This window comes from Pseudomonas sp. PDM27, assembly GCF_019219205.1.
In the GTDB taxonomy this organism is placed as follows: domain Bacteria; phylum Pseudomonadota; class Gammaproteobacteria; order Pseudomonadales; family Pseudomonadaceae; genus Aquipseudomonas; species Aquipseudomonas laurylsulfatiphila.
The window spans coordinates 405,623-428,486 of the sequence record NZ_JAHUWF010000003.1 but is presented as its reverse complement, the minus strand read 5'-3'; the positions used below and the strand labels follow the sequence as shown (position 1 = coordinate 428,486).

The window sequence follows — 22,864 nt, the reverse complement described above, 5'->3', positions numbered from 1 at the left end:
GTTCAGCGTACCGAGCGCAGGGAATTGTTGACCCGTGGCAGCACGCGACCCATGACTTCAGCGATGTAGCTCAGGAACAAGGTGCCCACCGAGCTTTTGTAGTGCTGCGGATCACGGCTGGCGATGGCCAGGATGCCGTGGATGCCCTGGTGGCTGATGGCGACGACCGCGGTGGAGCCGATCTGCTTGCGCTGTTCTTCGCCGAACAGGAAGTCCAGCTCATGCTCGCGCAGGCTGCCGCTGACGCTCTTGTCTTCCGAGAGCAAACCGCCGATGGCCACTTGAGCTTCGGCGTGAGTGGCCCAGCGGCCCACCGGCATGGCGTTGTCGCCGAGCAGGATGAGGCTGACGAAGGGCACCTGGAATTCCTGGCGCAGGCTGTCTTCGACGCACATCACCACGTCTTCCAGGCTGGCGGCGTCCATCAGCGCGAGGATCAGGCGACGGGTCTTTTCGAACAGCCGGTCGTTGTCCCGGGCCACGTCCATCAAATGCGACAGGCGATGACGCAGTTCAATGTTGCGGTCGCGCAGAATGGTCATCTGACGCTCCACCAGCGACACGGTATCGCCGCGTCGATGGGGAATACGCAGGGACGGGAGCAGCTCTTCGTGCTCGACGAAGAAGTCCGGATGAGCCTCCAGGTACGCGGCAACAGCCGCCGCCTCCAGGCTTTCGGACGGTGATTCGTCAGCTTGTCGTGCGGGTACCTGAGGCTTGTCTGTCATGGATTTCGCTCACTCAAAGACGCACTTGTCCTTCGTATACGCGCACTGCCGGGCCGGTCATCATCACCGGTTGGCCAGGGCCTGCCCATTCGATGGACAAGCGCCCGCCAGGCAGGTCGATCAATAGCGGCGAATCCATCCACCCCTGGCTGATCGCGGCCACTGCGGCGGCACAGGCGCCGGTTCCGCAAGCCTGGGTTTCCCCGGCTCCACGCTCCCAGACGCGCAACTGCGCGCGGCTCCGGTCGATGACCTGGAGAAAGCCGACATTGACCCGTGCCGGAAAGCGCGGGTGATGTTCGATTTTCGGCCCCAGTTCATGCACCGGCGCGTTGTTGATATCGCTGACCCGCAGCACGGCATGGGGGTTGCCCATGGACACGGCGGCCAGATCGACCGGGGTGCCGTCGACGTCGACCTGATAACTCTTGGCCTGCTCCGGTGCCTGGAACGGAATATCCGCCGGCACCAAGCGCGGGGCGCCCATGTTCACGCTGATCTGGCCGTCGTTACGCACGTCGAGCTCGATAATGCCGCTTTTGGTCTCGACCCGAATCAGCCGTTTTGCGGTCAGGCGCTTGTCGAGTACGAAGCGGGCGAAGCAGCGCGCACCGTTGCCGCACTGTTCCACTTCGGAGCCGTCGGCGTTGAAGATCCGGTAGCGGAAATCCACGTCCGGATTGCTCGGTGCCTCGACGATCAGCAACTGGTCGAAACCGATGCCGGTGTGCCGGTCGCCCCATTGCTTGGCATGCTTGGGCAGGATGTGCGCGTGCTGGCTGACCAGGTCGAGGACCATGAAGTCATTGCCCAGGCCGTGCATCTTGGTAAAACGCAGCAGCATGGTTTTACTCCGGCAGCAGGCTTTCGCCAGCAAACAACTCGGCTACCGTTTCACGGCGACGCACTTCAAATGCCTGATCACCGTCCACCAACACTTCAGCGCTACGGCCGCGGGTGTTGTAGTTGGAACTCATGACAAACCCGTAGGCACCGGCCGAATGCACGGCCAGCAGGTCGCCTTCTTCCAGGGCCAGCTGACGATCCTTGGCCAGGAAGTCGCCGGTCTCGCAGATCGGGCCGACGATGTCGTAGGCGCGGGCCGCCGATTGACGCGGGCGCACGGCCGTGACGTCCATCCAGGCCTGGTACAGCGCCGGGCGGATCAGGTCGTTCATGGCGGCGTCGACGATGGCGAAGTCTTTGTGCTCGGTGTGCTTGAGGTATTCGACCTGGGTCAGCAATACACCGGCGTTTGCGACGATGAAGCGGCCCGGCTCGAACACCAGCGCCAGGTCGCGACCATCGAGGCGTTCACGCACGGCCTTGATGTAGTCGGCAGCCAGTGGTGGCTCTTCGTCCTTGTAGCGCACGCCCAGGCCACCACCGAGATCGATGTGGCGCAGGTAGATGCCGCAATCGCCGAGGCGGTCGACCAGGCCCAGCAGGCGGTCGAGGGCGTCGATGAACGGCGGCAGGGTGGTCAGTTGCGAACCGATGTGGCAATCGACGCCGACCACTTCCAGGTTCGGCAACTGCGCGGCGCGCACGTACACGTCTTCGGCGTCGGCGATGGCGATGCCGAACTTGTTCTCTTTCAGACCGGTGGAAATGTATGGGTGGGTGCCGGCATCGACGTCCGGGTTGACGCGCAACGAAATCGGCGCGCGAACGCCCAGTTCGGCAGCGACCACTTGCAGGCGTTCGAGCTCGTCGGTGGATTCGACGTTGAAGCAGTGCACGCCGACTTCCAGGGCGCGACGCATGTCGTCACGGGTCTTGCCGACGCCGGAGAACACGATCTTGTCGGCGCTGCCGCCAGCGGCCAGTACACGCTCCAGTTCACCACGGGAGACGATGTCGAAACCGGCGCCCAGACGCGCCAGGACATTCAGGACGCCCAGGTTGGAGTTGGCCTTGACTGCGAAGCACACCAGGTGCGGCGTGCCGGCCAGCGCATCGGCATAAGCCAGGTACTGGGCTTCGATGTGTGCACGGGAGTAAACGTAGGTCGGTGTGCCAAAGCGCTCGGCGATGGCAGACAGGGCAACACCTTCCGCGAACAGTTCACCGTCACGGTAGTTAAAAGCGTCCATGAGGTTCCCTTATTATTGGTAGACGTCGTGCTTGTGTGCTTTGGAGGCAGGCTGCTGCTGCGACGACTTGGCTTGCTCGACAGGGTCCTGGTCTTCATCGGGCAGGTACAGCGGGCCTTTTTGACCGCAGGCCGACACAAGGCAGGCAACCGCGAGGAGCGCAGCAAGGGAAGAGATCAGGCGCTTCATGGCGAAATCCTTGAAAATGCATTAATTGCGCCGGAGTATACCGGCCACCCGGCAGCTTGCCTATGCAACGGACCGCCCGTCCGGCGGGGGTTGGGCCGATGTCCGTAACATAAGTGCAATCCATTGTGGGAGCGGGCTTGCTCGCGAAAGCGCTGCATCAGTCAATGCGGATGTCGACTGACACACCGCATTCGCGAGCAAGCCCGCTCCCACAGGTACAGCACTTGACCTATTGATATCGGCCCGCGGTCGTTATTCTTTGCATTCAGCAGGGCTCGGTCGTATCTTGCGGCGCTTGAGCCTGATCAGACACTTTTTGAGGTTGCCGTAATGAGTTTGTCCGAAGCGCGTTTCCACGACCTGGTCGATGCCACCCAGCAAACCCTGGAGGACATCTTTGACGACAGCGACCTGGATATCGACCTCGAAAGCTCGGCCGGTGTGCTGACCGTCAAGTTCGAGAACGGCAGCCAGTTGATCTTCAGTCGCCAGGAGCCGCTGCGTCAGCTGTGGCTGGCGGCGGTGTCCGGTGGTTTCCACTTCGACTACGACGAAGAAAGCGAGCGCTGGATGTGCGACAAGAGTGAAGAGCAGTTGGGTGAAATGCTCGAGCGTATCGTCCAGCAGCAGGCCGGTGTCGAGCTCGATTTCGAAGGCCTGTGAGATCGTGACCCAGCCTGCGTCTGTCCGCCCACCGAAGCCGCTCTACAGCAATGTCAGCCCGGCGGTGCCGTCGCCGTGCAGCGGTGTGTGTCGGCTGGACGAGCAAAAAGTCTGCCTCGGCTGCTTCCGCCATGTCGAAGACATCCGCGAATGGCGCTCGGCGGACGATGATCGCCGCCGTGTCATTTGCGCCCAGGCCTCTGAGCGCAAAGCCACCGCCCTGTAGGAGCTGTCGAGCGAAGCGAGGCTGCGATATTTTGATCTTCAGCGTCTTCAGAGCCGCCAAAAATCCAGATCAAAAGATCGCAGCCTTCGGCAGCTCCTACAGGGGGCGGTGCTGGCATCCGGCCCCGGCTTGTATATTTTTTGAGCTGTGATAGTGTCCAGATACGCCTCAACCCATCGAGGCTTGTGAAAACCCCGCCTTTTTCTGGCGGGGTTTTGCTTTTTTCGTGCAGAAGAAAGGAGTCTGCCCAGATCATGACCGCACCTTCCATCACCCTTACCCGTCTGGACGTCCAGCGTCTGGAGCGTCTGATCGACAGCCTGGACGACACGCTGCCGGGCGTTATTGCGTTGCAAACCGAACTGGATCGCGCCGATACCGTGGTCGGCCACGATGAAGTGCCGGCGGATGTCGTGACTATGAATTCCCGTGTGCATTGCCGGGAAGAAGGCAGTGGCAAGGACTACCACCTGACCCTGGTGTACCCCAAGGATGCGAATGCCGACGAAGGCAAGGTCTCGATCCTGGCGCCAGTGGGCAGCGCGCTGCTCGGCCTGAAGGTTGGCCAGCACATCGATTGGCCGGCTCCGGGCGGCAAGACCCTGAAGCTGACGCTGCTGGAAGTCGAATCGCAGCCGGCCAATGGCGGCGCGTTCCCGGAGTGACATCCCCTCAGACCTGATCGAGCGCCTCGTTCAATGCCTGCTCCAGGTCTGCTTTGTAGCGCAGGTACAGATGGGTGGAACTCTGCCCTTCGCCGAGCAGGCCTGACAGGTCGAGGTCGGTGATGTAGCAGCGGTAGCGTTCGGTTTCCCGGCGCTGCCCGACGATTTCCCGGGCGACCACGCTGAACAGCTGGTCGCCATGCTCCAGTTCGGAAAACTCCCGTTGATTGCAATACAGCGTCACCTGCACCTGACCCGGTGCGGCTTTGCCGACGATCGCCTGTACGTCGTAAAACGGTTTGTTCGCTGGCGTCTGCGGTACCGGCCGGGCTTCAATGCGGCGTGCCCGACCAGGGCCTGACGGCAGCAACTGGCAATACCGGGTGTCGAGGTTCAAGGGGTGGGCAGCGTCCATCGGCAACAGGGCATCGCGACGGTACTGGATCGATTGCAGGAAACGCTGCAGCGGCACCAGCAGGCTTTGCTCGTCGTGCCAGGGCAGGCGTTGCTGCCACAGGGCGTTGAATTCATCGAGCACGTACAGATCAGCCTGATCTTCGTTGACCCGATAGAACACTTGAATACAGTCCGGCTGGCCCGTTGGCAGGAACAGCGCAAGGTCGTGCTCTTCCAGTGCGTTTGGGTCCAGGTGAAGCGGGCTGTAGCTCGCCATGTCTTCACCCAGGTAGTCGATCAACGCCGGCAGGGTGGCCAGTGCGATGTGCTGGACCTGTCCCGGCACCAGCTCCAGCACGTGGTAGTGCTGCTGGACCTGGATCAGGTAGCGGTGATTGAGCCGGCTCAGAAGCAGGTTCTGCGCGGTGTCGAGGATGTCTTCCACCCGTTGGGCGATGAACTGCGCGCGGTTATGGCAGAAACAGCGCACCCTCAGCTTCGGCTGTTGCGGCCCGGCTGGCAGGTTGTTGAGATAGTCGCGAATGCAGTCGAGCAGGGCATGGGGGCCGTCGTAGCGAGCCACCAGCACTTCGTTCCAGCTATTGAGCGTGACCTGGTCCAGCGTCAGCACCAGGTTTTCCCGAACCCCGGCGTAGCTCAGGGAATCGGTGCGCTCGGTGGTCATCAGGATGTTCAGGTCGCGATGGTGCTTGAGCGGATCGATGCCGACATTCACCAGAATCAGCACTTCACTCGGCACGCTGGCGCGCAACAGAGGTTCTTCGGCGACCGTGGGCAAGGGCAGGGCGATAGTCTGTTGCAGGCTGCCGAGCAGGTTGAACAACTCGAACTCGCTCAAGTCGCTGGTGCCAGGGTGCAGGGCCAGGCGGGTACTGCTGTCGATTACGCCATTGCGGTGGCACCAGCTCAGCAGCTCGAGCAAGTGACGGCTGCGTTTGATCGGCGCGAAATGTTCCCACTCCAGCGCCGTCAGGCTGCCGTTGTACACACCCCACTGGCTTTGCCCCGGTTCTTTCCTGTTCGGCGCGTGCACCAGCGTCAGGGTGTCTTCAGCCAGGTCCGGGGCGATCCCGGGGTTGATGAATTCGACTTTGCCGGCCTTGCGCTCGAACGCGGCGTATAGCCGACGTCCGAGCACGCTCAGGTCGCGCTTGTTGATGCGGCTGACCGTTTGCTCCTGTCGGGCAAACTGGGTGAGGAAGCGGTAGCTGTAGTTCAGTTCATTGACCAGCGCCCGCCGCTCGGAGCCGACCTGGCGGACTTTCCACTGACTGCGGCTATCGAGCAGGGCCAGTTGGCGCTGGTCCCAGCGCCATTCATGGGCCAGGCGCTCGAGCAAAGAGCGTTGCCAGCTCTGGGTGCGGCTGCTGCCGGTCAGTTTGCGATTGACCTTCAGGTACAGCGCGCGACGCACCAGTTCCAGCCGTTCCGGTTCGTTGCGGGCGATCAGGTATTCCTCGATGCGCCGGTACACCACGACGTACGGGTCCAGTTCGTCGAGGTCGAGCCGGTTGGCGAACACCGCTTGCTTGAAGCGCAGGCTCAGGCAATGAACCCTGGGGTGTTCGCTGGCATAGACCTCGGTCAGCAGCAGCTTGAGTACCGACTTGTAGGGCGACTCGATGCCCTTGAACAGCTGCCAGAGCCCGGCGCCGATAAATTCGCCGGGCGGGATAAAGGCCAGGTTGCCGAGGTCGAGGGTTTCATCGGCGCGGATAAAGCGTTTGGAGATCAAGGTATGGGTGTAGCGGTCGTAACTCGATTCTTCGTAGACAGGCACCAGCCACCAGATCGGCGTACGCCCGGCCAGCCAGATCGCGGTGCGGTAAAACTCGTCCAGCAACAGGTAGTGCTGGGTAGTGCCGCAATCTTCCGAGCTCAACTGGGTGTCGCGCTCGCCACGGACGAAACGGGTCGGTTCGATCAGGAAAAAGTGCGCTTCGGCGCCCTGGCTGGCGGCCCAGGCTTCCAGCAGCTGGCATTTTTTGCGCAGTTCGGCGAGTTCGTTCTCGGTCAGGTCCGGCCCATGGCAGACCCACACATCCATGTCGCTCTGGTCGGCCTGGGCCAGGGTGCCGAGGCTGCCCATCAGGAACAGTCCGTGAATCGGCCTCGGCGGGTTGCTCCCGTGGCGAGGCTTGTAGGAAAACGAGCGGGTCAGGCGCTGGGCTTCTGCGAGGACACTGGCGTCCGGTTCGAAATTCGACAGCCCCGCCGGCGTACTGCCGGAAACGTAGCCGGGCAATAGCGGATGATTAACGTGGAAAAACAGCGGCAGCAAGGTCAGGACCCCTTGCTGGCGGGTCGACAAGCCTTCCATGGCGCGCGCCATGCGTCCTTCGTTGAGTTTCAGAAAACGTGCGCGCAGCTGGCTGAGAACCTTGCGGTCGATTCCCTCGTCCAGATCGGGGCGGATTTCATGGGTGCGCGTCATGTCAGCTCAAACCGGCTCGCAGGGCTCGGACGTGGGGCTTTTCGGATGAGGGGCAGTTTAGCGCCTTGAGGCGAGGACTTTTAAGCTGATTTATTTTTCTGGCGTCAGATTTTTATCGGTGGAGACAGAAATCAGGGGGGGGATGTGCCCGCGGAAATCCCTGGATCGGGGTCTCCGTGGGCGATGCGGCAGAATTCAGGCTGTTACTTCGGCGTTAAGAATTGTCAGCACGCTTTGCACATTTTGCGCGGCATCACGACCCAGGCTGGTCAGGTAGCCACCATCAGGCTGATCGGTCAGTTCTTTTTCAAAGAGGCGTTTGGCGGCGGCAATGTGTTTCGGGGCAGCGGTCTGATGAATTTTCAGACCTTCCTGGGAACTGTCCAGGTTGAAGAGTGCGAGGACTTCCAGTTCGGCAACCAGCTCAGGGGTAAGCGACATAAGGACTCCAGACTTTCTAGGAATTGGACGACAGCGCTCCTAAGGTGAACCCGCTTGTCCGGCATGTCCAGTGCTGGCGACAGAGATTTTTTGCCTCGCATAAAAAAGATCGCAGCCTGCGGCAGCTCCTACATGGATCGCATTCCAGGTAGGAGCTGCCGCAGGCTGCGATCTTTTGATCCTACTGCTTTTGCGGCGGCAACTCGGGCAATGCGCGCAGCGCAGCTTCGTACCATTCGGTGTTGAACGCGCGGTCTTCTTCGAGGATCGCGTCGATTTCTACCGCCAAAACGTGAGCCATCAGGTTGAGAATCTCTTCCCGCTCGTAGCCCACCAGGGTCAGCTTGTTGAAGGTCGCCTTGGCCGCTGGCGGGTTGTCGCTTTCGATCTGGTTTTCGATAGCTTCGATCAGGGTATTTTCGGCGAACTCTTCTTCGTCGTCTTCGATATCGATTGGCTCGCTCATGGCAGGCTCCTTAGGGAAAGGCGGCCAGTTTACCCGTATTCATTGGCGTGATGCTGCTGGCAAGAAACCCTCGAGCGTTCTATAAACAGGCACTGCCCACCCCGCACGGCCTGGAGGCTTTGTGATGATCAAGCTTTATGGATTCTCCGTCAGTAACTACTACAACATGGTCAAACTGGCGCTGCTGGAAAAAGGACTGCCTTTCGAAGAAGTGCCGTTTTATGGCGGCACTGCCCCCGAAGCTCTGGCCATCAGCCCGCGTGGAAAGGTCCCGGTGCTGCACGTTGAACAGGGGTTCATCAATGAAACCAGCATAATCCTCGAGTACCTCGAGCAAAATCACAACGGCACGCCGCTGCTGCCGAGCGACCCGTTCGAGCGCGCGCAGGTGCTGGCACTGGCCAGGGAAATCGAACTGTATATCGAGCTGCCGGCGCGAGCCTGCTACGCCGAAGCGTTTTTCGGCATGAGCCTGCCGGATGCGATCAAGGAAAAAACCAAGGCTGAACTGTTGCTGGGGATGGCTGCGCTGGGCCGGCACGGCAAATTCAGCCCTTACGTGGCGGGTGACAGCTTGAGCGTGGCGGATCTGTATTTCCTGTATAGCGTGCCGCTGGCGTGTGGCGTGGCGCACAAGTTGTTCGGCATTGATTTGTTGGCTGAAATGCCGAAGGCCAAGGCGTTGCTGGAGCGTCTGGAGCAGAATCCGAATGTGCAGCGGATCGCGGCTGACAAGGAGGCGGCGATGCCGGCGTTCATGGCGATGATTGCGGCCAGGAAGTAGATTTTTGCGGCGTTCTGTCGATCGCCTTCGCGAGCAAGCCCGCTCCCACAATGGATTGGGTTCTCACATCAAACCTGTGGGAGCGGGCTTGCTCGCGAAGCTTTTGACGATTTAGCGGCTGGCCAGAAGTGCCTGACCGCGAGCCACAGCAGCCTTCACCTGCGCCGGCGCGGTGCCGCCGATGTGGTTACGGGCATTGACCGAGCCTTCGAGGGTCAGCACGGCGAACACGTCCTGATCGATCTGGTCGCTAAACTTGCGCAGTTCTTCCAGGCTCATTTCCGCCAGGTCCTTGCCGCTGTCCACGCCGTACTTGACGGCATGGCCGACGATTTCGTGGCAATCACGGAATGGCAGGCCGCGACGCACCAGGTAGTCGGCCAGGTCGGTGGCGGTGGAGAAGCCGCGCAGGGCTGCTTCGCGCATCATCGCGTGCTTGGGCTTGATCGCCGGCACCATGTCGGCAAAGGCCCGCAGCGAGTCGCGCAAGGTGTCGGCGGCGTCGAACAGCGGCTCCTTGTCTTCCTGGTTGTCCTTGTTGTAGGCCAGGGGCTGGCCTTTCATCAGGGTCAGCAGGCCCATCAGCGCGCCGAATACGCGACCGGTCTTGCCGCGCACCAGCTCCGGCACGTCCGGGTTTTTCTTTTGCGGCATGATCGAGCTGCCGGTGCAGAAGCGGTCGGGCAGGTCGATGAACTGGAATTGCGCGCTGGTCCACAGCACCAGCTCCTCGGAGAAGCGCGACAGGTGCATCATCGCGATGCTGGCGGCCGAGCAGAATTCGATGGCGAAATCGCGATCGGAGACGTTATCCAGCGAATTGCCGCCAACCGCGTCGAAACCCAGCAGTTGGGCGGTGTATTCACGATCGATCGGGTAGGTGGTGCCGGCCAGTGCCGCGCTGCCCAGCGGCATGCGGTTGGTGCGCTTGCGGCAGTCGACCAGGCGCTCGTAGTCGCGGCTGAGCATCTCGAACCAGGCCAGCATGTGGTGCCCGAAGGTCACTGGCTGGGCGGTCTGCAGGTGGGTGAACCCCGGCATGATGCTGGCGGCTTCGCGCTCGGCCTGCTCCAGCAAGCCTTTTTGCAGGCGGGTGATTTCGGCCAGGATCAGGTCGATTTCGTCACGCAACCACAGGCGGATGTCGGTGGCGACCTGATCGTTACGGCTGCGGCCGGTGTGCAGTTTTTTACCGGTCACGCCGATGCGGTCGGTCAGCCGCGCCTCGATGTTCATGTGGACGTCTTCAAGGTCGATGCGCCAGTCGAACTGGCCGGCCTCGATTTCACCCTGGATGGTCTTCAGGCCATCGATGATGCTGTCGCGCTCGGCATCGGTCAGCACGCCGACCTTGGCCAGCATGGTGGCGTGGGCGATCGAACCCATGATGTCGTGGCGATACAGGCGCTGGTCGAAAGTGACGGAGGCGGTGAAGCGGGCGACGAAGGCGTCGACGGGTTCACTGAAGCGGCCGCCCCAGGACTGATTGGTCTTGTCAGTGCTCATGAATTCGCTCGTATCGGCTTGAAGAAAGAAGGCGTGGAACGCTGGCGCGGATAATAACAGGGTTGCCAACCCTGTCGCTGACACTGGTCGATACGTTTTTTTGTGTAGGAGCGAGCTTGCTCGCGATGAACCTGAAGTCGACACGTTTATCCAGGAGGCACGCGTTATCGTTAACGCTCATCGCGAGCAAGCTCGCTCCTACGTTAGCGCAACGATATTTTTCAATTGAGCAATAACGTCCCGGCAACCGTCTACAGTTGGACAGTAGGGTCAGCGCACTTCTCGGTGCAGCCGCTGACCATAAGAAGAGGGGGGGTGTTCATATTGCATATCAGCAAACCCTGTGGCGATGTGTCGCCAATGCGGGCCTGGGCCGCCAATCGCCCGGCAGATGAAAATTTAGCCGCCGGACCAGCGGCACTTTTTGACGCTCGGGCTAGTCTTAGCGTGGATCGCGGTGACGGACGTCACTTCACCTGTCTACGCTATCCTTGTGCGAGACTCACGCAGGAATCCAGCGCAATATGAATGTCCTGATCGTTGATGACGAACCCTTGGCCCGCGAGCGCCTGTGCCGAATGGTTGGCGAACTCGAGGGGTACAGTGTCCTGGAGCCTAGTGCCACGAATGGCGAAGAGGCGTTGGCACTGATCGACAGCCACAAGCCGGATATCGTGCTGCTTGATATCCGCATGCCCGGCCTCGATGGCCTGCAAGTGGCTGCACGGTTATGCGAACGCGAAACTCCGCCCGCCGTGGTGTTCTGCGCCGGGCCCGATGAATTTGCCGTGGAAGCCTTACAGGCCAGCGCCGTAGGCTATCTGGTGAAACCTGTGAGAACTGAACAGTTACATGACGCATTAAAGAGAGCCGAGCGCCCAAATCGTGCCCAGCTCGCCGCCCTGACCCGCCCTGCTGCCGAAAGCGGCAGCGGACCGCGCAGCCATATCAGCGCCCGAACCCGTAAAGGGATCGAGCTGATTCCGCTGGATCAGGTGGTGTACTTCATTGCCGACCACAAATACGTAACCTTGCGTCACGAAAGCGGTGAAGTGCTGCTCGATGAGCCACTCAAGGCCCTTGAGGACGAATTCGGTGACCGTTTCGTGCGTATCCATCGCAACGCACTGGTCGCCCGTGAGCGTATCGAGCGACTGCAACGCACACCCCTGGGGCATTTCCAGCTGTTCCTCAAAGGCCTCAATGGTGATGCGCTGATCGTCAGCCGGCGCCATGTGGCTGGCGTGCGCAAGATGATGCAACAGCTCTAAAAAGCTGTGCGCAGGCGAATTTCACACCCGATTGCCGGACATCCGGGGCCAGGGAGGCCGAGTAGTATCTGATACAAGTCAAAGTGGATTTGGCTGAGCTGTTATTATCCGCCGTATCTATTCAGTACGGATTGATCCATGTCCTCTCGCCAGATCCGCATCGCCACCCGCAAAAGCGCTCTCGCCCTGTGGCAGGCCGAATACGTCAAAGCCCGCCTTGAAGCGGCTCATCCGGGCCTGCTGGTGACCCTCGTTCCCATGGTCAGCCGTGGTGACAAGTTGCTTGACTCACCGCTGTCGAAAATCGGCGGCAAGGGCCTGTTCGTCAAGGAGCTCGAAACCGCGCTGTTGGACAATGAAGCCGACATCGCCGTGCACTCCATGAAGGACGTGCCGATGGACTTCCCTGAAGGTCTTGGCCTGTACTGCATTTGCGAACGGGAAGACCCGCGCGACGCCTTCGTTTCCAACACCTTCACCAGCCTGGATGAGTTGCCTCAGGGCAGCATCGTCGGCACCTCCAGCCTGCGCCGCCAGGCTCAATTGCTGACCCGTCGCCCTGATCTGGAGATCCGCTTCCTGCGCGGCAACGTCAACACGCGCCTGGCCAAGCTCGATGCCGGTGAATACGACGCCATCATCCTGGCCGCTGCCGGCCTGATCCGGCTGGGCTTTGAAGATCGCATCACTTCGGCCATCAGTGTCGACGACAGCCTTCCGGCCGGTGGCCAGGGCGCGGTGGGTATCGAATGCCGCAGTGCCGACAGTGAAATCCATGCGCTGCTGGCGCCCCTGCATCACCAGGACACCGCCACCCGCGTGACCGCCGAACGTGCCCTCAACAAGCACCTCAATGGCGGTTGCCAGGTACCGATTGCCTGCTACGCCGTGCTGGAGGGTGAACAGCTCTGGTTGCGCGGGCTGGTGGGCGACCCAGCCGGTGGCCTGCTGCTCAGCGCACAAGCCCGTGCCCCTCGCGGCGATGCCGAGGCACTGGGTGTGCGTGTCGCTGAAGACCTTCTGAGCCAGGGTGCCGACGCCATTCTCAAAGCGGTCTATGGCGAGGCAGGTCACGAGTGACCGGCTGGCGCTTGCTGCTGACACGTCCCGCCGATGAGTCGGCGGCGCTGGGCAGTCTTTTGGCCGAGCAGGGGATATTCAGTAACAGTCTGCCGCTTTTGGACATCGTGCCGATTACGGCGACTGACACAATGCGCCAGGTGATTCAGACGCTGGAAAGGTTCTGCGCAATCATCGTGGTCAGCAAGCCTGCCGCCCGGATCGGCGTCGAACTGCTCGAGCGGTTTCGGCCAGCGCCGCCCGCTGTGAAGTGGTTCAGCGTCGGCGCGGCGACAGCGCAGATCCTCCAGTCTCACGGATTGGATGTGAGCTTCCCGGCAGAAGGCGATGACAGTGAAGCCCTGCTCGAACTTTCCCGTCTGCGCGAGGCTATCGCACCACCCGATGCGCGGGTGCTGATCCTGCGCGGGGAGGGTGGGCGCGAGTTGCTGGCTGAGCGTTTGCGTGAGCTTGGTGCTAGTGTCGAGTATCTGGAGCTGTACCGCCGGGCAATGCCGATTTACCCGCCGCAAGTGCTGCCGCAACGGATCCAGGCGGAACGCCTGAACGGGCTGGTGGTCAGCAGTGGACAAGGTTTTGAGCACCTGCATCAATTGGCCGGCGATGCCTGGCCGCAGTTGGCGCGGTTGCCGTTGTTTGTACCAAGCCCCAGGGTTGCCGAGCTGGCGCGTGCCGCCGGGGCCAAAACAGTTGTGGATTGTCGCGGCGCGAGTGCCGCGGCCTTGCTGACGGCGTTACGGGAGCAACCCGTACCCGTTTTCTGATGCAAAGGATGGATACGTGAGCGAAACAGCCCTGCCTAAAGATGACTCGCGACCGGTGCTTGATGCACCTGTTGATGCTCCTCTAGAAGAAATGCCGCCGCCACCAGCTGCCGAGCAGCGTAGAGGCAATGGTCTGGCAATCCTCGCACTGTTGCTGGGCGCGGCCGGTGTCGCGGTGGGCGGTTGGGGTGTCTGGCAGGTGCGTCACCTGCAGGCCAACAATCAGCAGCAACTGAGCCAGGTGCAGGCGCTGAATGACCAGGCGCAGAACCTCAAGCTCAATGAGGAACGCCTGAGCGCACGCCTGGCACAATTGCCGCCTGCCGATGAGCTGGAAGCACGCAGTCGCCTGGTGATCCAGCTGCAAGGTGATCAGCAGCGTTTGAACCAGCGTCTGGAAACCGTACTCGGCGCCAGTCGCAAGGACTGGCGTCTGGCCGAGGCCGAGCACTTGCTGCGTCTGGCCAGTCTGCGACTGTCTGCCTTGCAGGACATCAGCAGCGCCCAGGCACTGGTCCAGGGTGCCGACGAGATCCTGCGCGAGCAGAACGATCCGGGCTCCTTTGCCGCGCGCGAGCAGGTGGCCAAGACCCTGATTGCCTTGCGCAGCACCGAGCAACCGGACCGTACCGGGCTGTTTCTGCGTCTGGGCGCGCTGCGCGATCAAGTGGCCAGCCTCACCGAGCTGGCACCGGAGTACAAGGACCGTGGCGATTCGCTGCTGGGCCTGACTGCCGATGGCGACGGTGCCAGTCGCTGGGCGCAATGGTGGGATCAGATATCGCGCTACATCCGTATCGATTTCAATGCCGATAAAAACGTTCGCCCATTGCTGGCCGGTCAGAGCCTGAGTCAGGTACGCCTGGCCCTGAGCCTGGCGCTGGAGCAGGCACAGTGGGCCGCACTCAATGGTCAGCCTGCGGTGTACTCCCAAGTGCTGGACGAAGCGCGGGACATCCTCAAGGGCAACTTCAACCCGGACAACTCGCAAAGCAAAGTCATGCTTGAGCAGGTAGCCGAGCTGAGCAGGCAACCTGTCACCGTAGTCACTCCAGACATGACCGGCACCCTGAGCGCGGTGCAGGGGTACCTGGAACGACGCAACGTCAACGCCGAAGATTCGGTCAAGCCAATGGCCAGGCCTGCCGCGAGCACCGCGCTGGAGGCCACGCCATGAAGCGCCTCTATGTGATCGTGTTCCTCGCGATTGCCGCTACCGCTGCATTGGGGCTGGCGATCGCCGAACATTCCGGTTACGTGCTGATTGCTTACAAGACCTTCCGCTATGAGTCGAGCCTGTGGGCTACTTTGGCACTGGTGGCCGTGCTGTGGTTGGTGATCTGGGGTATCAAGGCGCTGGTCGAACTGGTGATGGCTTCCAGCGGGGTGGTCAACCCGTGGTCGCGGCGTAACCGCAGCCGCCGGGTGCAGGTGGCGATCGAGCACGGTCAACTGGACCTGGCCGAGGGGCGCTGGGCCAGCGCGCAACGTCACTTGCATCGGGCTGCCGAGGCCGAGCGCCAGCCGTTGCTTTACTACCTCGGTGCGGCCCGTGCCGCAAACGAACAAGGCAATTACGAAGAAAGCGACAACTTGCTGGAGCGCGCCCTGGAGCGTCAGCCTCAGGCCGAGTTGGCGATCGCCTTGAACCACGCCCAGTTGCAGACCGACCGCGGTGATACCGACGGCGCCCTCGCCACCCTGCAAGCCATGCGTGAGCGCCATCCTCATAATGCACAGACCCTGCGTCAGTTGCAGCGCCTGCTTCAGCAGCGTGGTGACTGGTCGTCAGTCATTCGCCTGCTGCCGGAGCTGCGCAAGGACAAAGTTCTGCCGGCGGCCGAACTCGCAGAACTGGAGCGTCGGGCCTGGGGGGCGAACCTGTCCCTGGCGGCGCAACGGGAAGAGAACGGAGCGGTGGGGCAGCAAGCGCTCGAACGTGCCTGGCAGCAACTGACCTCGGCGCAACGCCAGGAGCCACAACTGGTGCTCGCCTATGCCGAGCAACTGCGGCAACTGGGGGCTCAGGTCGAAGCCGAGGAAGTCCTGCGCACCGCGCTCAAGCGCAGCTACGACAGTCATCTGGCTCGCCTCTACGGGCTGGTGCGCGGCAATGATCCGGCCCGCCAGTTGCAGGCCGCTGAAGGCTGGCTCAAGGACCATCCGGCCGATCCGGGCCTGCTGCTGACACTGGGCCGTCTGTGCCTGCAAAACAGTTTGTGGGGCAAGGCCCGGGACTATCTGGAAAGCAGCCTGCGTGTACAACGCAATCCGGAAGCCTGTGCAGAGCTGGCGCGGCTGTTGGCGCAAATGGGTGATGCCGAGCGCAGCAACCAGCTGTTTCAGGAAGGCCTGGGATTGTTGGATGAACGCTTGCTTGCGGCCCCTCTACCCGTGTCAGTCCGCGCTTGACCCATTCGCTGGGGCCAGGCTCCGGCGACTGTGTGATGAACTGCGGCGAGGAAGTAATTGTCCTCGTCGCAGTGAGATAATTCGCTGAAATTCGGTTACCCATTCTCGTCGCAGGCAAAGTCCTACAGAGGACTACTTTTTATCCTCTCTTATGCGTCGGGATTTCCCTACACTTCTGCTGAAGTCTCCGTGGGCGCCTGCCTTGAAAGGCCGCCGCGCTTTCCTCTACCGTAACGGTCTGTCACTACTTTTACGGATAAGCCATGTCTTTGGCCTGCTCACGCTCCTTGTTTTTCATGGCTTTCATTGCGGGTGCCCTGGCGTTGGGCGTTTCCTACTACCTGGAATATGCGGTCGGCCTGAGGCCTTGCGGCTTGTGTCTGGTGCAGCGGTTTTGTCTGGCGCTCCTGACCGGTGTCTGCCTGATGGCTTCGGTCCATGGTCCAGGTCGCATCGGAACCGTTCTGTATTGGCTGCTCAGTCTTGGATGCAGCCTGGCCGGCACTGTCACGGCGTGGCGGCAGGTTCTGTTGCAAAGCCTTCCGATGGAACAGGCCGCAGCGTGCTCGACCCATCTGGCGGATCTGCTCGCCGGTTCTCCGTGGCTTTCCGTCCTGCAGCAAGTGTTCAAGGGCGCTGTCGATTGTGTGGAAATTTCCTGGACGCTGTTCGACCTGAGTCTCACGGAGTGGAGCCTGCTGTTCTTCGTCGCGATGATGATTCTGGCCGTTTACCAGTCGTTGCGACTGGTCTGGATCAGCTATCAGCGACCGCTCAGCGACGAGTCGTCGCACCGGGCCTTTGCCGGCGATTAAACACTTGTATGAACTTTATCGCCTGCGTACCTTGAAGCCAGTGTCGTGCGGGCATAATCTGGCCCGCACGTGTCATTGGAATTATGTTGCTCGATGACGCTCTGCCTGACCGCCCACCGATGTTACAAGAGGCGTGCGGGCATAGAGCAGCTGACCCACAAGGGAAGAGAGATCACCATGCTCGAAAGTTGTCAGAATGCTCAGGAACGCTGGGGTGGAGTGCACCTGCTGATCGATCGCTGGTTGCAGGAACGACACGAACTGATCGGGGCCTATGACGCTCTTGGCGCAAAGCCTGAGGCGTTGGGTGAGAACCGCAAGCCTTTGCAGGAGTTCTGCGGCGTGCTGGTCGATTATGTATCGGCCGGGCACTTCGAGATCTACGAGCAGCTGACGGGGGAGGCCAAGGCCTTCAACGACACGCGTGGCCTGGAGCTCGCCGAGACGATCTACCCGCGCATCGACGTCATCACCGAGAAGCTGCTCGCGTTCAATGACCTGTGCGATGAAGGTAAATGCGTCGCCGAGAAATTCAAGGAACTGGGTGGCCTGCTGCATGAGCGCTTCGAGCTGGAAGACTGCCTGATCGAAGTGCTGCACACAGCCCACAAGGAAGCCGATTCGGTTCAGGCCTGAAGCGCTTTCTGCAAGATCTCGAAACGGCGTGCCAAGGCACGCCGTTTTTCGTTTGTGTCGTCAGCCGGTGGCACCGCGCAATTCGACTTCAAACACCAGTGGTGTGAACGGTGCGATCACGTCACCGGCACCCTCGGCGCCATAGGCCTGGGCCGATGGAATCACCAGTCGCCATTTCGCCCCGACCGGCATGTTTTGCAATGCGCTGCGCCATCCGGCGATCACGCTGTCGAGACTGAACCATTGAGGCTGACTGTTCTGATCGAACACCGTACCGTCGGGCAAGCGACCGATGTACAGCACCTGCACCTTGCCGTTGGGTCCTGCCTTGGCGCCAGCGCCCGGCGTCAACTCGGTCAGCAGTACGCCGTCAGCCAGTTCGCGCACGCCAGGCTTGGCTTTCTCGGCGGCGAGAAAACGCTGTTCCTTTTCCAGTGCCAATTCGCTCTGCGGCTCGGCTGACTGAATGGAAATCTGCGCTTCATGCTCGGTCAATATCTGCTGGATCTGCTCGTCTTTCAACGCCAGCGGCTTGCCCTGATAGGCTTGTTGCAATCCCTCGACCAGTGCCTGGAGTTGCAGGTCGGGAGCCTCTTGGCGCAAGCGTTCGCCAAGGCTCGCACCCAGGCTGTAAGCGAGATCGTGGGCGTCATTTTCCGGTGTTGTTTCGGCGGCCTGGGCGACCGAAAAAAACACGCACAGCGATAAAAAAAGGCAGCGCGACATGGGCACTCTCCGACCTGAATTGCGGACGATTATGCCAGCGAGAATGCGCGCAACGGTGAACTGCTTTCGCGTCGAAGCAGAAGTTTTTCAGTCCTTTGCAACACAACGCTTTCGATAGTGTCAACATGCCCTAGCGGCGGTTGCTGCAGAGGTCTAGTATGAGCCGCACTCACTTCAGCCAGGAGGTAAACCATGTCGGCCACCAAGAAGCCAGTAAGCACTCCATTGCACCTGCTCCAACAACTCTCGGGCAGCCTGCTCGAGCATCTGGAAACCGCTTGTTCCGAAGCCTTGGCTGATGCTGAAAAACTGCTCGCCAAACTGGAAAAGCAGCGCGGAAAAGCGCAAGAAAAACTGCACAAGTCCCGCACCAAATTGCAGGACGCTGCGGCGGCCGGAAAAGCCAAGGCGCAAGCCAAGGCCAAGGGAGCAGTGACCGATCTTGAGGAGCTGCTCGATGCCCTCAAGGATCGTCAATCGGAAACCCGCGGCTACATTCTGCAACTCAAGCGCGATGCCCAGGAAAGCCTGAAACTGGCCCAGGGCGTCGGTCGTGTACAAGAGGCTGTCGGCAAGGTGTTGTCCCTGCGCGCGGCCAAGCCTGCTGCGGCACCTGCGAAGAAAGCCGCTGCCAAGCCGGCTGCTGCAAAAGCACCGGCCAAGCCTGCTGCTGCAAAACCGGCAGCTGCCAAACCGGTCGCTAAAACCGCCGCAGCCAAACCGGCTGCAAAACCTGCAGCGAGAAAACCGGCCGCTGCCAGCGCCGCAAAACCGGCTGCTAAAACCACGGCTGCCAAACCTGCCGCTGCACGTCCTGCTGCTGCAAAAACCGCGGCTGCCAAACCAGCCGCTGCTAAAACCGCTGCTGCTAAACCGGCTGCAAAACCAGCTGCAAAAACCGCGGCAAAACCAGCCGCCAAACCAGCTGCCCGCACCGCTGCTGCGAAACCTGCTGCCAAGCCGGCTGCAAAACCTGTCGCTGCAAAACCGGCCGCTAAACCAGCAGCCAAGCCAGCGGCAAAACCTGCTGTAAAAGCGGCTGCCAAACCTGCTGCTAAACCAGCCGCCAAACCAGCTGCAGCAAAACCAGTCGTTGCCGCCAAGCCAGCAGCGGCCAAACCAGCTGCTAAACCAGCTGCGGCTAAACCAGCTGCAAAACCTGCTGCAAAACCCGCAGCCAAACCTGCTGTGAAGAAGCCGGTTGCCGCCAAGCCAGCCACCGCTCCGGTTGCAAAGCCAGCCACCGCACCGGCTGCCAAGCCAGCCAACCCGGCTCCGGTAGCAACGTCTACTTTGGCAGCAGCCACCTCGACAGCCACGCCAGCGCCAACGCCGGCCGCCGCATCGATCGCAGCAACCACCCCAACCAGCGCTTCCTAAGTGCCGGTTACCGCGACGCGCAGCTGATGCAGCGCGTCGCGGTGCAGGTGGGCGGCCTCGGTCGCCGCACCTTCCAGCCAGGCCGCCAGATCGGTCTCGGCATTTTGCGGCCAACTCTGCGCCGCTCTCTCCAGCCGCAACAACAGATGCCGTTCGGCTTCCAGCTCGAGTGCCTTCACTTGTTCACGCAAGGTCTGCAAGTCGGCGTCTTCCGTGGCCGCGGCTTTCCACTGTGTGCGCAAGGTGCGCAACGGCCGCACGACTTCGATGTCCCACGAGGTGGCCACACTGCGCAGTTGCTGCAAGCGCTGCTCATCGCAGGCCACGCCTCGGTGTCCCAGCCACGCACCACACAGCAACAGACACACATTGACCCCCGCCGACTGCAATTGCAGGCATGCCTGCTCAACACCGGGACGGGCGTAAGTGGTCAGGGAAAAGCTCCACAGGTCAGAGGACATAGTGCTACTCGCGCCAGTTGCGAGCGAAGCTGGTAGACTCCGCCGCCATTATGATTCGACTTCAGAACCTGACTTTACAGCGTGGCCCGCAACGTCTGCTAGAAGACGCCGAGCTGACCCTGCACGCCGGCCAGAAAGCCGGCCTCATCGGTGCCAATGGCGCCGGCAAATCGAGCCTGTTCGCCTTGCTTCGGGGCGAGCTGCACCCGGACTCGGGTGATTGCTTCCTGCTGGCCGACTGGCGTATCGCCCACATGCGCCAGGAGGTCGACACCCTCGAACGCCTGGCGGTCGACTACGTGCTCGATGGCGACCTGCGCCTGCGCCAGGTGCAACGCGACCTGGCGGCAGCCGAAGCGGCCCATGACGGTGCCGCACAGGCCCGCCTGCATTCGGAACTCGACAGCGCCGACGGTTACACCGCCGACGCCCGGGCACGCAAGTTGCTGGCCGGTCTTGGGTTCATCAACGAGCAGATGGATCGCCAGGTCGGGGATTTCTCCGGTGGCTGGCGGATGCGTCTGAACCTGGCGCAGGCCTTGATGTGCCCATCGGACCTGCTGCTGCTCGACGAACCGACCAACCACCTGGATCTCGACGCCATCATCTGGCTTGAGGAATGGCTCAAGAGCTATCCGGGCACCCTGATGCTGATCTCCCACGATCGGGACTTCCTCGATGCCGTGGTTGACCACGTGGCCCACGTCGATCAGCGCAAGATCACCCTATACCGCGGTGGCTACAGCGCCTTCGAGCGCGCCCGTGCCGAACGCCTGGCCCAGCAACAGCAAGCGTACGAGAAGCAGCAGGCGCAACGTGCGCACATGGAAAGCTACATCGCCCGCTTCAAGGCCCAGGCCACCAAGGCCCGTCAGGCCCAGAGCCGGATCAAGGCCCTGGAGCGGATGGAAGAGCTGACCGCTGCCCACGTCGATTCGCCGTTCGACTTTGTCTTCCGTGAATCGCAGAAAATTTCCAGCCCGCTGATCGACCTGTCCGATGCCCGCCTGGGTTACGGTGACAAAGCCGTGCTGGAGAAGGTCAAGCTGCAACTGACCCCGGGTGCGCGCATCGGTCTGCTCGGCCCTAACGGTGCCGGTAAATCGACCCTGATCAAGAACCTCGCCGGTGAGCTCTCGCCATTGGCCGGTCGCTTGACCCGTGGCGAGAACACCGTGGTCGGTTACTTCGCCCAGCATCAGCTCGACTCTCTGGATTCCAAGGCCAGCCCGTTGCTGCACCTGCAGCGCCTGGCACCGACCGAGCGTGAACAGGCCCTGCGCGACTTCCTCGGCGGTTTCGATTTCCGTGGCGCGCGGATCGACGAGCCGGTGCTGAATTTTTCCGGTGGTGAAAAGGCGCGCCTGGCCCTGGCACTGATTGCCTGGGACCGGCCGAACCTGTTGCTGCTCGACGAACCGACCAACCACCTGGACCTGGAAATGCGCCTGGCGCTGACCATGGCCCTGCAGGAGTTCAGTGGTGCGGTACTGGTGGTCTCTCACGATCGTCATTTGCTCAAAAGCACCACCGACAATTTCTATCTGGTGGCGGATGGCAAGGTCGAAGAGTTCGACGGCGACCTGGAGGACTACACCCGCTGGCTGGTGGAGTATCGCCAGCGTAATGCCCCGGTCAGCAGCACCCCGGTCAACCCGGACAAAACCGACAAGAAAGCCCAGCGCCAGGCCGCAGCGGCGTTGCGTCAGCAACTGGCCCCGCACAAGCGTGAGGCTGACAAGCTTGAAGCCGAACTGGGCAAGCTCCACGAAAAACTGGCGAAGGTCGATACCAGCCTCGGCGACAGTGACATCTACGAGCCGGCACGCAAGAACGAGTTGCGTGATCTGCTGGCCGAGCAGGCCAAGCTGAAAGTGCGTGAAGCGGAGCTGGAAGAGGCGTGGATGGAGGCCCTGGAATTGCTGGAAAGCATGCAGGCGGAGCTGGAGGCGCTGTCCTGATGGACGCCTTCAAGCTGCCGTTGCCGGCGGTGTGGGTCGAGCCGATCTGGCTCGGCGTGCAAATCCTGCTGATCCTGCTCGCCGGCTACTTCACCCAGCGCTTCGTCGCCAAAGGCCTGACCCGTCTCGGTGAGCGTTACCCGTTTCCGCCGCAATTGATGATGCCGCTGCGGGGCGGCTTGCGCTGGCTGATCATGGGCAGCGCGCTGATTTTCGTCCTCGAGCGACTCGGCGTATCGGCCACGGTGCTCTGGACCGCGTTGTCCGGTTTCGTCGCGGTCGCGGCGGTGGCGTTTTTTGCCATGTGGAGCGTGCTCTCGAACCTGCTGTGCGCGATCCTGATCTTTACCGTCGGCCCGTTCCGCATCGGTGACGTGGTCGAGTTGGTGGACACCACCGACAAGCCCGGCGTCAAAGGTCGGGTGGTGGCGATCAATCTTCTTTACACCACGTTGCTCGAGGCCGAAGAAGTCGGCACCGGCAGCGCCATGGTGCAAGTGCCCAACAGCCTGTTCTTCCAGCGTTCGGTACGGCGCTGGCGGGGAACTGATGTGTTCCCTTCGAGCGGGTTCGAAAAGTAAGCAGGCTTGCGGAAAAGATCGCAGCCTTCGGCAGCTCCTACAGGGAATCGCATTTCAATGTAGGAGCTGCCGGAGGCTGCGATCTTTTGCTTTTGCCGTTTAACGATCGTCGGCTCCCCACAAAAAATCGGTAGTCACCAACCCAAAGCCGCATTAGCTTAG

Annotated in this window: 24 protein-coding genes; 14 read left to right on the top strand and 10 right to left on the bottom strand. The window is 61.4% G+C overall.

Annotated features, from left to right (window positions below):
• Positions 1-2 precede the first annotated feature (2 nt).
• The 4 genes from KW838_RS09825 to KW838_RS09810 are packed head-to-tail and all read right to left on the bottom strand — an operon-like array spanning position 3 to position 3,013.
• Positions 3-728 carry a DUF484 family protein gene (locus KW838_RS09825; protein WP_007980809.1) on the bottom strand — a complete coding sequence of 242 codons (726 nt, stop codon included), beginning with the start codon at positions 726-728 and terminating at the stop codon, positions 3-5.
• Positions 729-741: 13 nt separating this feature from the next.
• Positions 742-1,572, bottom strand: a complete 831-nt coding sequence (gene dapF, locus KW838_RS09820; protein WP_095964313.1) for a diaminopimelate epimerase — start codon at positions 1,570-1,572, stop codon at positions 742-744.
• A 4-nt stretch (positions 1,573-1,576) separates the two neighbouring features.
• Positions 1,577-2,824, bottom strand: coding sequence for a diaminopimelate decarboxylase (gene lysA / locus KW838_RS09815; protein WP_102699672.1), 1,248 nt, complete (start codon positions 2,822-2,824; stop codon positions 1,577-1,579).
• 12 nt (positions 2,825-2,836) lie between these two features.
• Positions 2,837-3,013, bottom strand: coding sequence for a lipoprotein (locus KW838_RS09810; RefSeq protein ID WP_007980804.1), 177 nt, complete (start codon positions 3,011-3,013; stop codon positions 2,837-2,839).
• Positions 3,014-3,343: 330 nt separating this feature from the next.
• Between KW838_RS09810 and cyaY the strand changes: the two genes are divergently transcribed.
• The 3 genes from cyaY (at position 3,344) to rnk (ending at position 4,567) form a co-directional block, all read left to right on the top strand.
• Positions 3,344-3,676 (top strand): iron donor protein CyaY, encoded by a 333-nt coding sequence (cyaY, locus tag KW838_RS09805; RefSeq protein WP_007980802.1) that lies wholly within the window; start codon positions 3,344-3,346, stop codon positions 3,674-3,676.
• Positions 3,677-3,680: 4 nt separating this feature from the next.
• Positions 3,681-3,902, top strand: coding sequence for a DUF1289 domain-containing protein (locus KW838_RS09800; protein ID WP_015097337.1), 222 nt, complete (start codon positions 3,681-3,683; stop codon positions 3,900-3,902).
• Between the two features lie 254 nt (positions 3,903-4,156).
• Positions 4,157-4,567 (top strand): nucleoside diphosphate kinase regulator, encoded by a 411-nt coding sequence (gene rnk / locus KW838_RS09795; RefSeq protein ID WP_007980800.1) that lies wholly within the window; start codon positions 4,157-4,159, stop codon positions 4,565-4,567.
• A 7-nt stretch (positions 4,568-4,574) separates the two neighbouring features.
• On the opposite strand, the gene KW838_RS09790 is transcribed toward rnk, so the two are convergent.
• The 3 genes from KW838_RS09790 to KW838_RS09780 form a co-directional block, all read right to left on the bottom strand.
• Positions 4,575-7,418: a class I adenylate cyclase gene (locus tag KW838_RS09790; RefSeq protein WP_218500993.1), complete on the bottom strand. Its 2,844-nt coding sequence runs from the start codon at positions 7,416-7,418 to the stop codon at positions 4,575-4,577.
• A 195-nt stretch (positions 7,419-7,613) separates the two neighbouring features.
• Positions 7,614-7,859: a TIGR02647 family protein gene (locus KW838_RS09785; RefSeq protein WP_007980796.1), complete on the bottom strand. Its 246-nt coding sequence runs from the start codon at positions 7,857-7,859 to the stop codon at positions 7,614-7,616.
• Positions 7,860-8,040: 181 nt separating this feature from the next.
• Positions 8,041-8,325 (bottom strand): hypothetical protein, encoded by a 285-nt coding sequence (locus tag KW838_RS09780; RefSeq protein WP_007978820.1) that lies wholly within the window; start codon positions 8,323-8,325, stop codon positions 8,041-8,043.
• A gap of 124 nt (positions 8,326-8,449) precedes the next feature.
• On the opposite strand from KW838_RS09780, the gene KW838_RS09775 reads away from it, so the two are divergent.
• A complete protein-coding gene (locus KW838_RS09775; protein ID WP_218500992.1) occupies positions 8,450-9,109 on the top strand; it encodes a glutathione S-transferase family protein in 660 nt (219 codons plus the stop codon).
• Positions 9,110-9,220: 111 nt separating this feature from the next.
• On the opposite strand, the gene argH is transcribed toward KW838_RS09775, so the two are convergent.
• Positions 9,221-10,615, bottom strand: a complete 1,395-nt coding sequence (argH, locus tag KW838_RS09770; RefSeq protein WP_007978825.1) for an argininosuccinate lyase — start codon at positions 10,613-10,615, stop codon at positions 9,221-9,223.
• 524 nt (positions 10,616-11,139) lie between these two features.
• Here argH and KW838_RS09765 point away from each other — a divergent pair.
• The 7 genes from KW838_RS09765 (at position 11,140) to KW838_RS09735 (ending at position 17,593) form a co-directional block, all read left to right on the top strand.
• A complete protein-coding gene (locus KW838_RS09765; protein ID WP_102699667.1) occupies positions 11,140-11,886 on the top strand; it encodes a LytTR family DNA-binding domain-containing protein in 747 nt (248 codons plus the stop codon).
• A 138-nt stretch (positions 11,887-12,024) separates the two neighbouring features.
• Positions 12,025-12,966, top strand: a complete 942-nt coding sequence (hemC, locus tag KW838_RS09760; protein ID WP_102673521.1) for a hydroxymethylbilane synthase — start codon at positions 12,025-12,027, stop codon at positions 12,964-12,966.
• Positions 12,963-13,730, top strand: coding sequence for a uroporphyrinogen-III synthase (locus KW838_RS09755; RefSeq protein ID WP_102699666.1), 768 nt, complete (start codon positions 12,963-12,965; stop codon positions 13,728-13,730). The genes hemC and KW838_RS09755 overlap by 4 nt, the downstream gene beginning before the upstream one ends.
• Before the next feature lie 16 nt (positions 13,731-13,746).
• On the top strand, positions 13,747-14,907 hold the full coding sequence (locus tag KW838_RS09750) for a uroporphyrinogen-III C-methyltransferase (protein WP_218500991.1): 1,161 nt from the start codon (positions 13,747-13,749) through the stop codon (positions 14,905-14,907).
• Positions 14,904-16,142, top strand: a complete 1,239-nt coding sequence (locus tag KW838_RS09745) for a heme biosynthesis HemY N-terminal domain-containing protein (RefSeq protein ID WP_102699664.1) — start codon at positions 14,904-14,906, stop codon at positions 16,140-16,142. Before KW838_RS09750 ends, KW838_RS09745 begins: the two co-directional genes overlap by 4 nt.
• 263 nt (positions 16,143-16,405) lie before the next feature.
• Positions 16,406-16,957 (top strand): disulfide bond formation protein B, encoded by a 552-nt coding sequence (locus KW838_RS09740; protein ID WP_102699663.1) that lies wholly within the window; start codon positions 16,406-16,408, stop codon positions 16,955-16,957.
• A gap of 177 nt (positions 16,958-17,134) precedes the next feature.
• Positions 17,135-17,593 carry an Rsd/AlgQ family anti-sigma factor gene (locus tag KW838_RS09735; RefSeq protein ID WP_015097328.1) on the top strand — a complete coding sequence of 153 codons (459 nt, stop codon included), beginning with the start codon at positions 17,135-17,137 and terminating at the stop codon, positions 17,591-17,593.
• Between the two features lie 60 nt (positions 17,594-17,653).
• On the opposite strand, the gene KW838_RS09730 is transcribed toward KW838_RS09735, so the two are convergent.
• Positions 17,654-18,319 (bottom strand): FKBP-type peptidyl-prolyl cis-trans isomerase, encoded by a 666-nt coding sequence (locus KW838_RS09730; RefSeq protein WP_218500990.1) that lies wholly within the window; start codon positions 18,317-18,319, stop codon positions 17,654-17,656.
• A gap of 192 nt (positions 18,320-18,511) precedes the next feature.
• On the opposite strand from KW838_RS09730, the gene KW838_RS09725 reads away from it, so the two are divergent.
• Positions 18,512-19,699 (top strand): AlgP family protein, encoded by a 1,188-nt coding sequence (locus KW838_RS09725; protein ID WP_218500989.1) that lies wholly within the window; start codon positions 18,512-18,514, stop codon positions 19,697-19,699.
• On the opposite strand, the gene KW838_RS09720 is transcribed toward KW838_RS09725, so the two are convergent.
• Positions 19,696-20,160, bottom strand: coding sequence for a TIGR02444 family protein (locus tag KW838_RS09720; protein WP_218500988.1), 465 nt, complete (start codon positions 20,158-20,160; stop codon positions 19,696-19,698). The two genes, KW838_RS09725 and KW838_RS09720, sit on opposite strands and share 4 nt — an antisense overlap.
• A 50-nt stretch (positions 20,161-20,210) precedes the next feature.
• Between KW838_RS09720 and KW838_RS09715 the strand changes: the two genes are divergently transcribed.
• Positions 20,211-22,121, top strand: a complete 1,911-nt coding sequence (locus KW838_RS09715; RefSeq protein WP_218500987.1) for an ATP-binding cassette domain-containing protein — start codon at positions 20,211-20,213, stop codon at positions 22,119-22,121.
• A complete protein-coding gene (locus KW838_RS09710; RefSeq protein ID WP_007978849.1) occupies positions 22,121-22,702 on the top strand; it encodes a mechanosensitive ion channel family protein in 582 nt (193 codons plus the stop codon). Before KW838_RS09715 ends, KW838_RS09710 begins: the two co-directional genes overlap by 1 nt.
• The last annotated feature ends 162 nt before the right edge of the window (positions 22,703-22,864 follow it).

Coding starts and splice junctions, on each gene's coding strand:
- KW838_RS09825 (WP_007980809.1), bottom strand. CDS start 728: ATGACAGACAAGCCTCAGGTACCCGCACGACAAGCTGACGAATCACCG.
- dapF (WP_095964313.1), bottom strand. CDS start 1,572: ATGCTGCTGCGTTTTACCAAGATGCACGGCCTGGGCAATGACTTCATG.
- lysA (WP_102699672.1), bottom strand. CDS start 2,824: ATGGACGCTTTTAACTACCGTGACGGTGAACTGTTCGCGGAAGGTGTT.
- KW838_RS09810 (WP_007980804.1), bottom strand. CDS start 3,013: ATGAAGCGCCTGATCTCTTCCCTTGCTGCGCTCCTCGCGGTTGCCTGC.
- cyaY (WP_007980802.1), top strand. CDS start 3,344: ATGAGTTTGTCCGAAGCGCGTTTCCACGACCTGGTCGATGCCACCCAG.
- rnk (WP_007980800.1), top strand. CDS start 4,157: ATGACCGCACCTTCCATCACCCTTACCCGTCTGGACGTCCAGCGTCTG.
- KW838_RS09790 (WP_218500993.1), bottom strand. CDS start 7,418: ATGACGCGCACCCATGAAATCCGCCCCGATCTGGACGAGGGAATCGAC.
- KW838_RS09785 (WP_007980796.1), bottom strand. CDS start 7,859: ATGTCGCTTACCCCTGAGCTGGTTGCCGAACTGGAAGTCCTCGCACTC.
- KW838_RS09780 (WP_007978820.1), bottom strand. CDS start 8,325: ATGAGCGAGCCAATCGATATCGAAGACGACGAAGAAGAGTTCGCCGAA.
- KW838_RS09775 (WP_218500992.1), top strand. CDS start 8,450: ATGATCAAGCTTTATGGATTCTCCGTCAGTAACTACTACAACATGGTC.
- argH (WP_007978825.1), bottom strand. CDS start 10,615: ATGAGCACTGACAAGACCAATCAGTCCTGGGGCGGCCGCTTCAGTGAA.
- KW838_RS09765 (WP_102699667.1), top strand. CDS start 11,140: ATGAATGTCCTGATCGTTGATGACGAACCCTTGGCCCGCGAGCGCCTG.
- hemC (WP_102673521.1), top strand. CDS start 12,025: ATGTCCTCTCGCCAGATCCGCATCGCCACCCGCAAAAGCGCTCTCGCC.
- KW838_RS09745 (WP_102699664.1), top strand. CDS start 14,904: ATGAAGCGCCTCTATGTGATCGTGTTCCTCGCGATTGCCGCTACCGCT.
- KW838_RS09740 (WP_102699663.1), top strand. CDS start 16,406: ATGTCTTTGGCCTGCTCACGCTCCTTGTTTTTCATGGCTTTCATTGCG.
- KW838_RS09735 (WP_015097328.1), top strand. CDS start 17,135: ATGCTCGAAAGTTGTCAGAATGCTCAGGAACGCTGGGGTGGAGTGCAC.
- KW838_RS09730 (WP_218500990.1), bottom strand. CDS start 18,319: ATGTCGCGCTGCCTTTTTTTATCGCTGTGCGTGTTTTTTTCGGTCGCC.
- KW838_RS09725 (WP_218500989.1), top strand. CDS start 18,512: ATGTCGGCCACCAAGAAGCCAGTAAGCACTCCATTGCACCTGCTCCAA.
- KW838_RS09720 (WP_218500988.1), bottom strand. CDS start 20,160: ATGTCCTCTGACCTGTGGAGCTTTTCCCTGACCACTTACGCCCGTCCC.
- KW838_RS09715 (WP_218500987.1), top strand. CDS start 20,211: ATGATTCGACTTCAGAACCTGACTTTACAGCGTGGCCCGCAACGTCTG.
- KW838_RS09710 (WP_007978849.1), top strand. CDS start 22,121: ATGGACGCCTTCAAGCTGCCGTTGCCGGCGGTGTGGGTCGAGCCGATC.